At 74.7% G+C, this 14,447-nt stretch carries 13 protein-coding genes; 10 read left to right on the forward strand and 3 right to left on the reverse strand.

Features of this window, described 5'->3' with window-relative positions:
• Nucleotide 1 precedes the first annotated feature (1 nt).
• Both D459_RS0122280 and fxsT read left to right on the forward strand, forming a co-directional pair.
• Complete coding sequence (locus D459_RS0122280; protein WP_017595226.1) at nucleotides 2-1,090, forward strand: AAA family ATPase; 1,089 nt, start codon at nucleotides 2-4, stop codon at nucleotides 1,088-1,090.
• Nucleotides 1,081-5,679: an FxSxx-COOH system tetratricopeptide repeat protein gene (gene fxsT / locus D459_RS0122285; protein ID WP_017595227.1), complete on the forward strand. Its 4,599-nt coding sequence runs from the start codon at nucleotides 1,081-1,083 to the stop codon at nucleotides 5,677-5,679. Before D459_RS0122280 ends, fxsT begins: the two co-directional genes overlap by 10 nt.
• Before the next feature lie 96 nt (nucleotides 5,680-5,775).
• On the opposite strand, the gene D459_RS34600 is transcribed toward fxsT, so the two are convergent.
• Nucleotides 5,776-6,048 carry a DUF397 domain-containing protein gene (locus D459_RS34600; RefSeq protein ID WP_081620663.1) on the reverse strand — a complete coding sequence of 91 codons (273 nt, stop codon included), beginning with the start codon at nucleotides 6,046-6,048 and terminating at the stop codon, nucleotides 5,776-5,778.
• 474 nt (nucleotides 6,049-6,522) lie between these two features.
• On the opposite strand from D459_RS34600, the gene D459_RS0122295 reads away from it, so the two are divergent.
• Nucleotides 6,523-6,882 carry a VOC family protein gene (locus D459_RS0122295; protein WP_017595229.1) on the forward strand — a complete coding sequence of 120 codons (360 nt, stop codon included), beginning with the start codon at nucleotides 6,523-6,525 and terminating at the stop codon, nucleotides 6,880-6,882.
• A 121-nt stretch (nucleotides 6,883-7,003) separates the two neighbouring features.
• On the opposite strand, the gene D459_RS0122300 is transcribed toward D459_RS0122295, so the two are convergent.
• Nucleotides 7,004-7,567 carry a DinB family protein gene (locus D459_RS0122300; RefSeq protein ID WP_017595230.1) on the reverse strand — a complete coding sequence of 188 codons (564 nt, stop codon included), beginning with the start codon at nucleotides 7,565-7,567 and terminating at the stop codon, nucleotides 7,004-7,006.
• A gap of 296 nt (nucleotides 7,568-7,863) precedes the next feature.
• Here D459_RS0122300 and D459_RS0122305 point away from each other — a divergent pair, with 296 nt between their 5' ends.
• From D459_RS0122305 to D459_RS0122330, 6 genes are all read left to right on the forward strand, one after another.
• Nucleotides 7,864-8,652: an alpha/beta fold hydrolase gene (locus D459_RS0122305; RefSeq protein ID WP_017595231.1), complete on the forward strand. Its 789-nt coding sequence runs from the start codon at nucleotides 7,864-7,866 to the stop codon at nucleotides 8,650-8,652.
• Between the two features lie 130 nt (nucleotides 8,653-8,782).
• Nucleotides 8,783-9,277 carry a fluoride efflux transporter CrcB gene (gene crcB, locus D459_RS0122310; RefSeq protein WP_017595232.1) on the forward strand — a complete coding sequence of 165 codons (495 nt, stop codon included), beginning with the start codon at nucleotides 8,783-8,785 and terminating at the stop codon, nucleotides 9,275-9,277.
• The gene (locus D459_RS0122315; protein ID WP_017595233.1) at nucleotides 9,274-9,636 is read left to right on the forward strand and encodes a fluoride efflux transporter FluC; all 363 of its coding nucleotides are present in this window, start codon (nucleotides 9,274-9,276) and stop codon (nucleotides 9,634-9,636) included. Before crcB ends, D459_RS0122315 begins: the two co-directional genes overlap by 4 nt.
• Before the next feature lie 107 nt (nucleotides 9,637-9,743).
• Entirely contained in the window at nucleotides 9,744-10,709 is a 966-nt protein-coding gene (locus D459_RS0122320) for an ABC transporter ATP-binding protein (RefSeq protein WP_017595234.1), read from the forward strand.
• The gene (locus D459_RS0122325) at nucleotides 10,706-11,566 is read left to right on the forward strand and encodes an ABC transporter permease (RefSeq protein ID WP_017595235.1); all 861 of its coding nucleotides are present in this window, start codon (nucleotides 10,706-10,708) and stop codon (nucleotides 11,564-11,566) included. The genes D459_RS0122320 and D459_RS0122325 overlap by 4 nt, the downstream gene beginning before the upstream one ends.
• Nucleotides 11,559-11,867, forward strand: coding sequence for a helix-turn-helix transcriptional regulator (locus D459_RS0122330; protein WP_017595236.1), 309 nt, complete (start codon nucleotides 11,559-11,561; stop codon nucleotides 11,865-11,867). The genes D459_RS0122325 and D459_RS0122330 overlap by 8 nt, the downstream gene beginning before the upstream one ends.
• A gap of 31 nt (nucleotides 11,868-11,898) precedes the next feature.
• On the opposite strand, the gene D459_RS0122335 is transcribed toward D459_RS0122330, so the two are convergent.
• Complete coding sequence (locus D459_RS0122335; RefSeq protein ID WP_017595237.1) at nucleotides 11,899-12,549, reverse strand: class II aldolase/adducin family protein; 651 nt, start codon at nucleotides 12,547-12,549, stop codon at nucleotides 11,899-11,901.
• Between the two features lie 364 nt (nucleotides 12,550-12,913).
• Here D459_RS0122335 and D459_RS0122340 point away from each other — a divergent pair, with 364 nt between their 5' ends.
• Nucleotides 12,914-14,446: an aldehyde dehydrogenase family protein gene (locus D459_RS0122340; protein WP_241485101.1), complete on the forward strand. Its 1,533-nt coding sequence runs from the start codon at nucleotides 12,914-12,916 to the stop codon at nucleotides 14,444-14,446.
• The last annotated feature ends 1 nt before the right edge of the window (nucleotide 14,447 follow it).

The following is a 14,447-nucleotide window of genomic DNA, read 5'->3' on the forward strand; positions in this document are numbered from 1 at the left end:
GATGGACGAAGCGGCGCAGCCGGCCTGGTGGATCTACCGGGGCACCGGAGTCCCGCGTGCCCGGCCGCTCGGCGGCGACCTGCCGCCCCCGCCGCCCTGGCGCGACTTCCAGGGCGGCCCGCTCCAGCCGGACCCGCCCGAGGACGAGGAGGGGCAGGTGCGCCGGCTCGGCACCTCCGGCGGCGCCCCGGCCTCCCGGGAGGAGGCCAACGCGGTCAACGCGGCGCTGTACCTGCGGCGGCCGCTGCTGGTCACCGGCCCTCCGGGGGTGGGCAAGAGCAGCCTCGCCTACCGGATCAGCCGCGAGCTGGGGCTGGGCCGGGTGCTGCGCTGGCCGATCGGCAGCCGCACCGCGGTCGCGCACGGCCTGTACTCCTACGACCCGATCGGGCGGGTGCACGACCTGGCAGCCGAGCAGGGCCGCCCCGGAGAGGACCGCGGCGAGGGGGCCGGGGAGCGCGCCGACGACATCGGGGACTACCTGCGGCTGGGCCCGCTGGGCACCGCGCTGCTCGCGCACCGGCTGCCGCGGGTGCTGCTCGTGGACGAGATCGACAAGGGCGACCTGGACCTCGCCAACGACCTGCTGGACGTGCTGGAGGAGGGCGAGTTCCGCATCCCCGAGCTGACCCGCAGGCGGGCCGCGCACGAGGTCGAGGTGTCCACCGACGACCCGGGGCGGCGCGCGGTGGTCGCCGGCGGCCATGTGGCCTGCCGGGCGTTCCCCCTGATCGTGATGGCCAGCAACGGGGAGCGGGAGTTCCCCGAGGCGTTCAAGCGCCGCTGCCTGCACCTGGACATGGGCCACCCGGACGAGGAGCGGCTCGCCGCGATGGTCGCCGCGCACTTCGAGCGGCGGTTCGCCGGAACGGGGGCGGAGCACGAGGTGGGCGAGCAGGCGCGCCGCCTGGTCCGGAGGTTCCTGGAGCGGCGTCTGGAGGCCGGCGGGCTCACCCCCGACCAGCTGCTCAACTCGGTGCACATCGCGGTCAGCGCCCCGGGGGCGGTGGACGGGGAGTCCTGGGACGAGCTGCTCGACTTCCTCTGGCGCAGGGTGACCGGGCCCGAGGTGCGGGGGACGTGGGCGTGAATCCGCAGCGGACCGGGGACGGGCGCGCGCCGGGGGGACCGGCGCGGCGCCGGAGCGGCGCGGGCGCGGGTCTGCTCCCGGACGGCCGGGACCGGGGCGCCGAGCCGCTGACCGCCCGCGAGGCAGCCGAGGCGCTGTGGCTGGCCGCGGTCCGGGCGGACCTGGAGGGCGACGGCGCCGCGGAGGCCCCGGAACGGGCGCAGGCGGCGGAAGAGGAGCCGGTTCCGGCGCGGGAACCGCCGGAGGAGGGCCTCGCGCCGCCGGGCGGCGAGGACTTCGCCGCGGAGGGGGGACCGCCGACCGGGCAGGGCGGCCCGGACGGGGGCGGGCGGCCGCCCGGAGCGGGCGACGGGGCCGAGGCCCCCGGGATCGCGGCGGGGTCCCCCGGCGCCGCCGGCGCGCCGCCCTCCGGGGCCGGAGCAGGAGGGGGAGCGTCCGCCGCAGGCCGCCGCCCCGGCCCGCCGGGGCGGTACCCGGTCTCCGCGCCCGCCCCGCCGCGGATCGCGCCGCGCCGCGGCGACCAGGCCTGGCTGGACCGGGCGCTGCGCCCGTTCGCCGTCCCCGCCGCCTCCCCGGCGGAGCGGGCCCTGGACGAGGAGGCCACCGCCCGGGACAGCGCCGCGGCGGGCCGCTGGCTGCCCGCGCTGCGCCCGGTGCCCGAGCGCGGCCACCGGCTGCTGCTGGTCCGCGAGGAGTCGCTGACCATGCTGGCGCACACCGGCGACCTGGACGCCTTCCAGCGGCTGGTCGGCGGCCGGGGCGTCTTCCGCGACGTGCGCGCCCGCCGCTGCGGGGCGCCCGGGCGGGCCCGGCCGCAGGACTGGGCGGAGCTGGACCGGGCGCTCGCGGCCGCCGACCCCGGCGCGCTGCTGCTGCTGTGCACCGACGGGATGTCCGAGGAGTGGCGGTCGGGGCGGATGCACGCCCGGCTGGCGCGGTGGGCGCGGCGGCACTGCACCGCGATCCTCAACCCGCTGCCGCGCCGCCAGTGGCACCGCGGGCACATCGACACCTACCGGGCCCGGCTGGACTTCCCGGCCGGCGCCGCTTCCGGGCTGCCCAGCAACACCCGCCTGGGCGTGCATCCGACCGACCCCGGGGAGCTGCTCCGGCCGGACCGGCCGCTGCCGTCCGCCGTCCCGGTGCCGGTGGTGGCCTTCCCGGAAGGGCTGGCCGACTTCGCCCGGTTCGCCACCGGCCGCCGGCTTTCCGGCGGTTACCACGTGCGGGTGCTCCCGGCGCGGCCCGGAGGGCGGCCGCCCCCCGCGGCGCCGGAGGGGGCGGCGGAGAGCGCCGAGGACGCGGTGCTGCGGTTCCGCGCCGACGCCTCGGACACGGCGTTCCGGCTGGCCCGGATGCTGGCCGCGGTGCCGCTGAGCCTGCCCGCGATGCGCGGCGTGCAGCACCTGGTGCTGCCGGAGGCCGACAGCGGCCACCTGGCCGAGGTGCTCTGCGGCGGACTGCTGGTCCGCACGGTGCCCGGCGAGCGGGCGGCCCGGGCCGACGAAGTCACTCTTGACTTCAGGCCCCGGGTGCGCGAGGTTCTTCTTGCCCACGGGCGGCGCTCGGAGACGCTGCGCGCGATGCTGGCCTGGGCCCGGTCGGTCCGCTCCGCGGTGCCCTGGGCGGCCTCGGTCGAGTCGGCGCTCCTGCAGCCGGCCCGTACGGCACTGATGGACGCCGTCCCCGAAGAGGCGATTCCCCATGCGAGAGCGGTACATGCTTCGCTACGCTCTGTGTCCGGAGCTTATCTCTCCCTTTCGGACCGGCTTTCCGAGGCGCTCGGGCCGTCCGGAGCGGAGCAGTGCCACGGCGATCCGGCCGGAGCGGATCAGGGCGATGAGGGGAACCGCAACCGAATGACCATCCGGACCGACGCGTCCGCACCGCGCGCAGAAGACACGGAAGGTGCAGGAGACGCGGAAGTCGACGAGACGGAAGTCGCAGCAGAACCCTCCCGGGCGGACGAGGAGGGCTCTGCCCTCCGACCGGCCGCCGAGGACGAAGCGCCCGCCCGGGACACCCCCCGAAACCCGGCAGGAGATCCGTTGGCCGCAGCACGCTCCGTTCCACCGTCCCCGGCCTCCCGGCACGAGCCCGGCGACCCGCCGCCGGTCTGGTCCCCGGCCATCCCGCAGCGGAACCGCAGCTTCATCGGCCGCAGCGCGGAGCTGGAGGAGCTGGCCGGCCGGCTGAGCGAGGGGACCACCAGCATCCTCCCCGAGGCCGTCTGGGGCATGGGCGGCGTCGGCAAGACGCACCTGGCCGTCGAGTACGTCCACCGGCACCAGGACGAGTACGACCTGGTCTGGTGGGTCCCCTCGTCCAGCACCGGGGAGATGATGCGCTCGCTCATCGACCTGGCCGAGACGCTGGAGCTGCCGGTCGACTCCACCCAGGACAAGGCGGTCCCGGCGGTGCTGGAGGCGCTCCGCCTGGGCGTGCCCTACCGGGACTGGCTGCTGGTCTTCGACAACGCCGAGTCCCCGGAGATGGTCCGCGACTTCCTGCCCACCAACGGCACCGGCCGGATCCTCATCACCTCGCGCAACCCCGACTGGGAGCGGACCACCCGGGCCCTGGAGGTGTCGGTCTTCAGCCCGGAGGAGAGCCGCGAGCTGATCCGGCTGCGCCGGCCGGACCTGCCCGACGAGGGCGCGGACCGGGTGGCCGAGGTGCTGGGCCACCTGCCGCTGGCGGTGGAGCAGGCCGCGGTCTGGCTGCTGCAGACCGGGATGAACGCCGACGACTACCTGGAGGCGTTCGAGGCGGAGAACGAGGCCCTGCTCAACGTTCCCGACCTCACCGAGTACGGCCGCCCGGTCACCGCCGCCTGGAACCTGTCGCTGCGCCGCCTGGAGGAGAAGAACCCCTCGGCGCTGGCGCTGCTGCGGGTCTGCGCCTTCCTGGCCCCGGTCCCGGTCCCGCGCCGCTACTTCCGCGCCGCCCGCGGCGCCCAGCTCGACCCCGAACTGCTCTCCATCGTGAACAGCCCGGTCGCGCTCAGCGCCGCGTTCCGCGACATCAGCCAGCTCTCCCTGGCCCGCCTGGACCACCGGGCCGGCACCCTGCAGATGCACCGCCTGGTCCAGCAGACCCTCCGCCAGCGCCTGGAACCCGGCGAGCGCGAGGCCGTCCGGCACCAGGCCCACCTCATCCTGGCGGCGATGGACCCGGAGGAACCGCTGGACCCCGCGGAGTGGCCGGTCTACTCCGAGCTGCTGCCGCACATCCGCGCCGCCGAGGTGCACACCTGCTCCGAGCCGTGGGTGCGCAACCTGACGGTGAACGTCACCACTTTCCTCAGGTGGTGGGGCGACATCCAGGGGGCGCTGAACGTCGCCCGCCGGGCGATGGAGATGTGGGGGGAGGAGGCGGACGAGACCAACTCGCAGAGCGTCGCCCTCACCAACGAGGTCATCTCCGTACTGCGCGGAGCGGGCAGGTTCACCGAGGCGCAGGAGATCAACTCCCGGCTGCGCGACGCGCTGATGGCCGAGCACGGCCTGCTGCACGAGGACACTCTGGCGCTGACCTCCGCCCTGGCCGACGGCAAGCGGATCGAAGGGGACTACCAGGGGGCCATCGAGCTGAGCGAGCAGGTGTGGCGGTCCAGCATGCAGCTGCTGGGCAAGGAGGACCCGACGGCGATCGGGTATGCCCAGCTGCACGCGCTGAGCCTGCGCCACGGGGACCGGCTGGAGGAGGCCCTCGACCTCGACCGCGAAGCCTATGCGCTGTTCGGCCAGGTCCTCGGCCAGGGGCACCCGAGGTCGCAGAGCGCCGGGGTCTCGATCGGCATCGACCTGTTCTCCTCGGGGCGGTACCTGCAGGCGGAGTCCTGGCTGCGGAGCATGGTGGAGCTGACGGCCCGCATGTTCGGGGAGGGCTCCCGGCAGGATTTCGGCGCCCGGAGCGTGCACAGCGTCGCCCAGTACCGCGCCGGCCTGGCCGAGGAGGCGGTGGAGCAGGCCCAGGACGTGTACCAGGCGCGTGCGGCCCAGCATGGGACGAATGCACTGGACACCTGGCGGGCCGCGGCGGTTCTGTCGGTGGCCCTGTACGAGGCGGGGCGGATCCCGGAGGCGCTGGAGAAGGGAGAGGGGGCGCTTTCGGCCTACGCCGAATCCTTCGGTGCGGACCACCCGCAGACCTATGCGCTGACGAGCAACCTGTCCACCGTCTACCTGGCGGCCGAGCAGACGGAGAAGGCGCTGCGGTTGGGCGAGGAGGCGCTGGCCGGGCTGGAGCGGCGGCTCGGCGAACGCCACTCTTACACCATCGTCACCCGGATCGCGGTGGGCAACGCGCTGGCGGCCCAGGGCGAGACGGCCGCGGCCTGCGAAGCGGACCGGCGCACCGCGGAACTCGCCCGCGAAGTCCTCGGTGCCGACCACCCCGTCACCCTGTGCGCGGAGCGCAACCTGGCCGTGGGCGAAGCGGAGCTCGACGGGGAGGAGCCCGGAGCGAGGCTGGCGGAGCTGCGGCCCCGTTACGCCGATGTGCTCGGGGAGGGCCATCCCAGCACGGAGAGCCTGTCGCAGGGGCTGCGGGAGAGCCGGGACATCTATCCCACGGTGCTCTACTGAGTCTCGGCCGCCGCGGCCCCGCCGGAAGGGGGGGGCGCCCGCGGCGGCCGCTGCGGCCCCGGCGCATCGCCGCGGCCGCCGCCCCTTCCCGGGCCGTCAGGCGCCACCGGGCCGGCGGCTCCCTTCGCGGACGGCGGCGGTGAACGCGAGCCAGGAGCGGAAAGGGACGTGAAGGGCCTGCTGCTCCGGGTTCTTCGAGTCGCGGATCGCGATTCCGCCGCCGGCGGGGCGCACCGACACGCACGAACTTCCCTCCCCGCTGTGCGAGGACTTCCGCCACCCGCCCCAGGTGCGGGCGAGTCCGTCGTATGCCGTACATCCGCCGGAGGGGGAGCCGGGGTCTCTTCTCAGGTCGTCCTGCTTGGCCATGGAGCGGGCTGGTCCCTTCACCGGTGGGGGCGTCCGGGCGGGGGGACCCGGACCACGGTCAGGTCCCGTCGGGGACCTGGTCTCCGGCGGGACCTCGTACCGTCCGGCAGCGGTGCCTCGACGGTGCTCTGCTCAAGGGGTTCTCTTCGTCCGCATTCATACCCTCTGGGCAGGGGGCATCACGTATGGGAGCCGGGACGGTCGGCGGTAGGTATCTCGACCTGAAGATATGAGATGAACCTGTTCAGAGAGGTGACGCCTGGGGAGGTCCCGGGACGGTCGGCGTGGCCGCATCCGGCCGGGGCGTTCCCGGCGGTGCGCCGGATGCGGCCCGGACCCCCGGGAGGTCGGCGGGGCCCCGGGGGTTCGGCGGGGCGTCCGGCAGGGAAGACCGTGCAGCAGGGCCGTGGATCAGGGCCGCACGGCAGGGCTGCAGCACCAGGGCCGCGCAGGCGGGCCGGTGAAGGGGGAGCGATGATCGGCAGGCTGTCCTCGGTGGTGTTCGACTGCCCCGACCCGCAGGCGCTGGCCCGGTTCTACGCCGAAGTGCTGGGCGTGCCGATCACCGCCGACGAAGGCGACTGGGTCGACATCGGGGACGTCCGGACCGGGCGGATCAGCTTCCAGCGGGCACCGGACCACGTGCCGCCGGAGTGGCCGGAGCCGGGACGTCCGCAGCAGGTCCACCTGGACATCCGGGTGGACGAGGACGTCGACGAGGCGGAGCGGAGCGTCCTCGCGCTGGGCGCGGTGCGGCTCGCCGCGCCGGAGGGGAAGAGGTTCCGGGTCTACGCCGATCCCGCCGGCCACCCGTTCTGCCTGGAGTGGGATTAGCCGGCGGGACGGAGGCGCCGCGGCGCGGTCAGGGGAGGCGCCGGTAGAGGCGGCGCGGCGGGAAACGGGGTCGCCCCGCCTCCCGCCGCGCCGCGGCCAGGCGTCCGCCGCCGGCCGCCGGTCACCAGGCGTTCTTCACCTGGTCGCCCCACTCGACCGCGTCCAGCATGACCTCGGTGGTGCCGGAGCCGTCCAGCGATTCGCGGATGATGTCGGCGTGCCCGCAGTGCTGCGCGGTCTCCCGGATGAGGTGGAGCAGGATGCGCCGGGCCGACCAGGCGGCGTTCGGCGGGAACCAGGGCGCCTCCGGGAGCGGCGCGGTGCGGTCCAGGTCGGGCAGGGCGGCCACGGAGGCCTCGGTGTCCCGCTCGACCTCCCGGTAGAGGGCGAGCACGCCGGCCAGGGTCTCCTCGCCGACCAGGCGGAAGTCGTCGCCCCAGGTCTCCTCGTTCCGCTCCGGGCCCTGGGGCGGGCGCTGCAGCATGATGTCGATCCAGCCCCGCTCGGACAGCGCGACGTGCTTGACCAGGCCGGCGAGGGTCAGTTCGCTCGCGGTGGTCCGGGCGGTGGCCTGCTCGTCGCCGAGCCCGCGGACGGTCAGCCGGAGGAACCGGCGCTGCTCGCGCAGGATCTCCAGCAGCTCGTCGCGCTCGCTCGGGGCGGTGCTCGCGTTCTCGGAGGCCATGGTCCCCACCGTGCCTTTCTTCGGGCGGTTCTCCGGGTGGTTTCTTCGGGTGGTGCGTCCGGGAGGGCGGTGCGCCCTGCCGCTCGGTACAGGAGGGACGCTACGGGGGAACCAGGACGGTTCCGGTCCGCGATCGCGGTGTTCGGCCGCGGAGAACCGGGGACGCTTCGCCGCCACCCGGGCGTCCCGGGTGAACTGCGACGATGGGGGTACGGATGCGCCAGTGGCGCGTGTCACCCATGTGTTAGGTTGAGCGATCATGTCCTGACCGGGCCTGATGTCCCGCCGGAGGTCGTATGGCCGTCGTTCCGCTGCAGCACCGCTTCGACGGGCCGCAGGACGGGCCCGTCGTCCTCCTCCTGCCGCCGTTCGGCGCCAAGTGGTCGGTCTGGGAGCCGCAGATCCCCGAGCTGACCCGGCACTGCCGGGTGCTGCGGGTCAACCACCGGGGCCACGGGGCCACGCCGGCGGGGGACCGGCCCATGGTCGCCGTCGCCGACCTCGGCGCCGACGTCGAGGCGCTGCTGGACGGGTACGGGATCGGCCGGGTGTCGGTGGTCGGCGCGGGATTCGGCGCGATGCCGGGGACCTGGCTGGCGGTGCACCGCCCGGACCGGGTGCAGCGGATCGCCTACCTGGCCGGCGCGGCCCGGGTCCCGTGCCCGGACACCCTGCTGGAGATCGCCGAGCGCGCCCGCGCCGGCGGGATGGGCCGGGTCCGCCGCGACGTGCTGCTGCCCTGGTTCACCCCCGGGTTCGCCCGGGAGCGGCCGGACGTGGTGCGGTGCGTCGCCGAAGGGCTCGAAGGGGTGGACCCCGCGGGGTTCGCGGCCTGCTGCGAGGCGGTCGCGGTCGCCGACCAGTTCCCCGACATCGCCCGGGTGCGCGCGCCCGCGCTGGTGGTCTCCGGCGCGCACGACCCGCTGCTGCCGCCGGGGCACGGCCGCCGGCTGGCCGCGGGCATCCCCGGGGCCCGGTTCGAGCTGCTGCGCGGTGCCGCCCACCTCGCCGGGGTGGAGCGCTCCGACCGGGTGAACGAGCTGGTGATGGAGCACCTCGCCGGGGTTCCGGCCGGGCCCGGGTAGCATCGGAGTCCGGCGGTGGGGCCCGCCGCCCCGCGGGCAGAGCGGGGGAACCGCGGTGAACCGCCGCCAACGGTCCCTGTCGGCACGGGGGCGAACGCGCGCCCCCGGTCCTGCTGATGGGAGGCGCGCCTTGTCCGGAACGGCCGGAGAGCCCGCGGAGCCCGGGGGCATCGACCCCGATGTCGACCTGCACGACCGCGGACAGGCGCGGGAGCTTCCGGACGCCCCGTGGGCGGTGCTCTCGGTGATCGCCGCGGGCGGGGCGATCGGCGGCGCCGCCCGGTACGCGGCGAGCGTCCTGCTGCCCACCGCGCCGGGGGAGTTCCCGGTGGCGACCTTCCTGGTGAACGTCTCCGGCTGCCTGCTGATCGGGGTGCTGATGGTGCTGGTCGCCCGGTCCGGCCCGAGGCTCCGGCTGCTCCGCCCGTTCCTCGGGGTGGGGGTGCTGGGCGGCTACACCACCTTCTCCACCTACGTCATCGACGCGCAGGGCCTGCTGGACGCGGAGCGGGCCGCGACCGCCCTGGTCTACCTCGGCGGCACGCTGCTCTGCGCGCTGGCCGCGGTCTGGGCCGGGACGGCGCTGGCCGAAGCGGTGCTCGGCCGGGCCGGGGGCGGCCGGTGACCGCGCTCATGGTGGCGCTGGGCGCCGCGATCGGGGCGCCGCTGCGCTACCTGGTCGACCGGTACGTGCAGTCCCGGCACGACTCCGGGTTCCCCTGGGGGACGCACGCCGCGAACGCCACCGCCTGCCTGCTGTTCGGGGCCGCGGTGGAGGCGGCGCTGCCCGGGCCGCTGTTCGCGTTCGCCGCCACCGGGCTGCTGGGCGCGCTCTCCACCTACTCCACCTTCGGCTACGAGACGTTCGCGCTGGTGCGCACCGGGGCCCGGTTCCTCGCCTTCGCCAACGCCGCGGCCTCGATCGGGGCGGGGCTGGGCGCCGCCGCGATCGGCGCCGCGGTGGGCGGGGCGCTCACCGGCTGACCCGGGCCCGGACCGGATCCGGACACCGCTCCGGTGGTCACTGTACGGCGGGATGTAGTAGAAGTACTATCAATGAAGGCAGTGGTTCTACGGAAGGTCGTCGACCTATGGCGGTAATCGGAGAGAAGGCGGGCGGCGCGCCGGCCGCCCGCGGCCCGGACGGCCCGGCGGCCGTCGAAGTGAGCGGCCTGCGCATGCGCTACGGCGGCAAGGACGTGCTCGACGGCGTCGACTTCCGGATCGACCGGGGCGAGGTGCTCACCCTGCTCGGCCCGAACGGCGCCGGCAAGACCACCATCATCGAGATCCTGGAGGGCTTCCGGGCCCGCTCCGCCGGGGAGGTCCGGGTGCTGGGCGCCGACCCGATCAGCGGCGGCGAGGCGTGGCGCGCCCGGATCGGCGTCGTGCTGCAGTCCTGGCGGGACCACGCCAAATGGCGGGTGCGCGACCTGCTGGAGCTGTTCGCCGCGCACTACGCGCCCTACTCCTCGCCGGAGCGCCCGCGCCCGCGCGACGTGGACGAGCTGCTGGAGCTGGTCGGCCTGACCGGGCACGCCGGGGCCAAGCTCGGTTCGCTCTCCGGCGGGCAGCGCCGCCGGGTGGACGTCGCGGTCGGCATCGTCGGCCGGCCCGACCTGCTCTTCCTGGACGAGCCCACCGCCGGCTTCGACCCGCAAGCCCGCCGGGACTTCCACGACCTGGTGCACGCCCTGGCCGACGAGGAGGACACCACGATCCTGCTCACCACGCACGACCTGGACGAGGCGGAGAAGCTGGCGGACCGGATCCTGATGCTGGCCGGCGGCCGGATCGTCGCCGACGGCAGCCCGGAGGCGCTCGCCCGCGAGCTGGGCAGCGATTCCGAGGTGCGCTGGCGGATCGGCGGGGAGCGCTTCGTGCACTCCACCCCGGACGGCGCCGCGTTCGTCCGGGGGCTGTTCGAGCAGCACGGCGGGGACGTCACCGACCTGGAGGTGCGCCGGGCCGGGCTGGAGGAGGTCTACATGGACCTGGTGCGCAGGCACGAGTCGGGCGGCTCCGCGGCCGGCGCGGGAGAAGGGGGCGTGCGATGAGCGGCGTGGCGGACCGGGCGCACCTGGTGCGGCTGAGCATCCGGCGGGGCCGGATCGAGACCCGGGGCTCGTTCACCGACCCGGCGGAGATGTTCGGCACGGCGGTGATGATCGGGATCTTCCTGGCGGTGCTCTTCTTCCAGCGCGGCGACGAGGTGGAGGGCACCGGGGTGGACGCGGCCGCGGCCTCCCTGCCCGGCGTCATCGGGATGATGGTGGTGTTCACCGGCCTCCTCGGCATGGCCGCGGCGCTCTCCATGGACCGGGAGGACGGCACCCTGCTGCGGGCCAAGGCGCTGCCCGGCGGGATGGGGGTCTACCTCGGCGGCAAGATCGTCTTCATGCTGGCGCTCATCGGCGCCACGGTGCTCCTGCTGCTGGTCCCCGGGCTGTTCCTGTACGAGGGGACCGCGGCCGGGCTGGCCCGGGGCTGGCCGATGCTGCTCTGGGTGCTGCTCCTGGGCATCGCGGCGACCGTGCCGATCGGCGCCGCGCTCGGCTCGCTCTTCGACAACCCCCGGCTGGTCAACGGGATCGGCATGCTGCCGGTCATGGGCCTGTCCGCGATCTCCGGGGTGTTCTACCCGGTGACGGCGCTGCCCGAGTGGGTGCAGGCGATCGCCCAGGTCTTCCCGGTCTACTGGATGGCGCTGGGCATGCGCGCCGCCCTGCTGCCGGACGGCATGCTCGCGGTGGAGATCGGCGAGTCCTGGCGGACGCTGGAGACGGCGGGCGTGCTCGGCGCCTGGGCGCTGCTCGGTATGGTGCTCGCACCAGTGCTGCTCCGCCGGATGGCGCGCCGGGTCAGCGGAGCCAAGGTCGAGGCGGCGCGGCAGAAGGCGATGCAGCGTGTCTGAGCAGGCCGGGGCCGCCGCGGGCCGGGCGGAGAGCGGGCGCGCCCGGGGCGGCCGGGCGGGCTCCGCGCCCGCGGAGCGGATCTACAACCGGATCGCGGTGATGCGGGTCGAGCGGGGCGTCTCCCGGCGCAGCCTGGCCGAGGCGCTGGGCGTGCACTACCAGACCGTGGGCTACCTGGAGCGCGGCGAGTACAGCCCCAGCCTGCACCTGGCGCTGCGGATCGCCGCCTACTTCGGGGTCCCGGTGGAGGCGGTGTTCTCCACCGAGCCCTTCCCGCTCATCGGGCACGAGGGGCGCTGACGGTTCCCTCCCTTGGTGTTGCACGGGCGGGTCAGAGCAGGAACGGGTCCGGGCCGGCCCAGCCGTCGCGGTCGCGCCCGCGGACCTCGGCCAGCTCGTCCTCGGAGAGCACCCGCGGCTCGCCCAGGCGGCGCGCCTCGATGTAGACGCCGCAGAGCCATTCCAGCAGCGAGACGTTGTCGAAGGCCTCGGCGGCGCCGGAGCCGACGGCGACCGCGCCGTTGCAGGCCAGCAGGGCGGCCTGCCGCCCCTTGAGCGCCTTGACCGCCTGGTCGGCCAGGTCGCCGCCGCCGTAGACGGAGTACGGGGCGACCGGGACGGCGCCGCCCAGCCGGGCGGCGGCCCGGTGCACCGGGGGCAGTTCGGCGAGCACCGCGGAGACCGCGGCGGCGCGCTCGCCGTAGGACTGCACCACCGCGCCGGCCCCGGTGTGCCGGTAGACGGCGGTGTGCAGCACGGTGTCGGCGGCCGGGCCGCGGCGGCCCTCCACCACCCCGCCCTCGACGGAGAGCACCGGGCAGTCGGCCGGTTCGATCCGGTCCAGCGGGAGGTCGGCGGGGGTGACGGCGAACAGGTCGCCGCTGCGGACGCTCACCGCACCGCCGCGGCCCAGCACCGCGCCGGTGCCGGCGAGCCGGTGGGCGGTCAGCGCGACGTCCCTGCGCTCTTGCTCAAGAAGCATGTGTCCTCGCGTGATCGCGTCGGGGGGAGGGAAGGTAGAGGGCGACGAGGGGGGACCGCCTCCTTAGGCATGCCTTATCCACGTTAACCCGAGGCCGGGCCGGTCTGTCCAGTGCCCGGACCGCCGGACGGGTGAACCGCGACACGCGCACCGGTGCGGTGCGGCCGCCGAGCCTCTCGGTGATCATCACTCTCAGTGAACGTGAATCGAGGTGTTGCGTGATACGCACCACCGTTGCGTGTCCGTGTTGACGCGCCTTTTTCGTATTCATGCAGGTCGGAGAGGTAATTTTTGAATGTCTCGATGAGATCACGACAGGTTTGAGCTGTTTGAAGGCGAATCTCCTGGGCAGGACGGATCCGTGATGCAACCCTACGTAACTCTCCCGAGTAAGCAGTACCTGGCCGATCCCGGGTCGGCGGCCGCGTCGAGCATGTTCATCGGCGGCACCTGGCGGGCCGCCGCCGAGGGCGGCACCCGCGACGTCCTCAACCCCTACGACGCCTCCGTCCTCACCGTGGTCAGCGAGGGCACCGCGGCCGACGCCGAGGCGGCGGTGGCCGCCGCGCGCCGCGCCTTCGACCAGGGCGACTGGGCGCGCCGGCCGGCGGCCGAGCGCGGGGAGATCCTGAACCGCATCGCCGACCTCCTCCAGCGCGACCGCGAAGAGATCGCGGTGATGGAGTCGCTGGACACCGGGAAGACCATCGAAGAGGGCGGGATCGACGTCGACGACGTCACCGCCGTCTTCCGCTACTACGCCGGGCTGGCCGACAAGGACGCCGGGCGGATCATCTCCGCGCCGGAGGGCGTCTTCAGCCGGGTGGTCTACGAGCCGGTCGGCGTCTGCGCGATGATCACCCCCTGGAACTACCCGCTGCTCCAGCTGGCCTGGAAGATGGCCCCGGCGATCGCGGCCGGCAACACCATGGTGGTCAAGCCGAGCGAGATCACCCCGGTCACCACCTGCAAGCTGTTCGAGCTCTGCCTGGAGGCGGGCGTCCCCGCCGACGGCGTGATCAACCTGGTGCTGGGCACCGGCGCCGAGGTCGGCGCCGCGATGGTCGCCCACCGCGACGTGGACCTGGTCTCCTTCACCGGCGGCCTGGCCACCGGCAAGCGGATCATGGCCTCCGCCGCGGAGACGGTCAAGAAGGTCGCCCTGGAGCTGGGCGGGAAGAACCCCAACATCATCTTCCCCGACGTGGACCTGGACACCGCGGTGGACTACGCGCTCACCGCCGCGTTCTTCCACTCCGGCCAGGTCTGCTCGGCCGGCGCGCGGCTCATCGTGCACGAGGACGTCCACGACGAGTTCACCGCCGAGCTGGCCCGGCGCGCCGAGGCGATCGTCATCGGCTGCGGCCAGAAGGAGGGCGTGCGCTGCGGCCCGCTGGTCTCCGCCGAGCACAGGGCCAAGGTCGAGGCCGCGGTCGCGCGCGGCGTCGAGGAGGGCGCGAAGATCATCGCCGGCGGCAAGCGCCCGGACGACCCCGAGCTGGCCCGGGGCTACTTCTACCGCCCCACCGTGTTCACCGGCTGCACCCGGGACATGGACATCGTGCAGACCGAGGTGTTCGGCCCGGTCGTCACGGTGGAGACGTTCCGCACCGAGGCCGAGGCCGTCGAGCTGGGCAACGACACCGACTACGGGCTGTCCGGCGGGGTGTGGACCGACGACACCGCGCGCGGCGAGCGGGTCGCGGCCGCGCTGCGGCACGGCACCGTGTGGATCAACGAGTACGGCCCCTACTTCCCGGGGGCCGAGTGGGGCGGCTTCAAGCGCTCCGGGGTCGGGCGCGAGCTGGGCAACGCGGGCCTGGACGAGTACCGCGAGGCCAAGCACATCTACCGCACCCTCGACCCCAAGCCGCAGCGCTGGTTCGGCGAGGTCTGAC

The organism is Nocardiopsis potens DSM 45234 (assembly GCF_000341105.1).
GTDB classification, from domain to species: Bacteria; Actinomycetota; Actinomycetes; order Streptosporangiales; family Streptosporangiaceae; genus Nocardiopsis_A; species Nocardiopsis_A potens.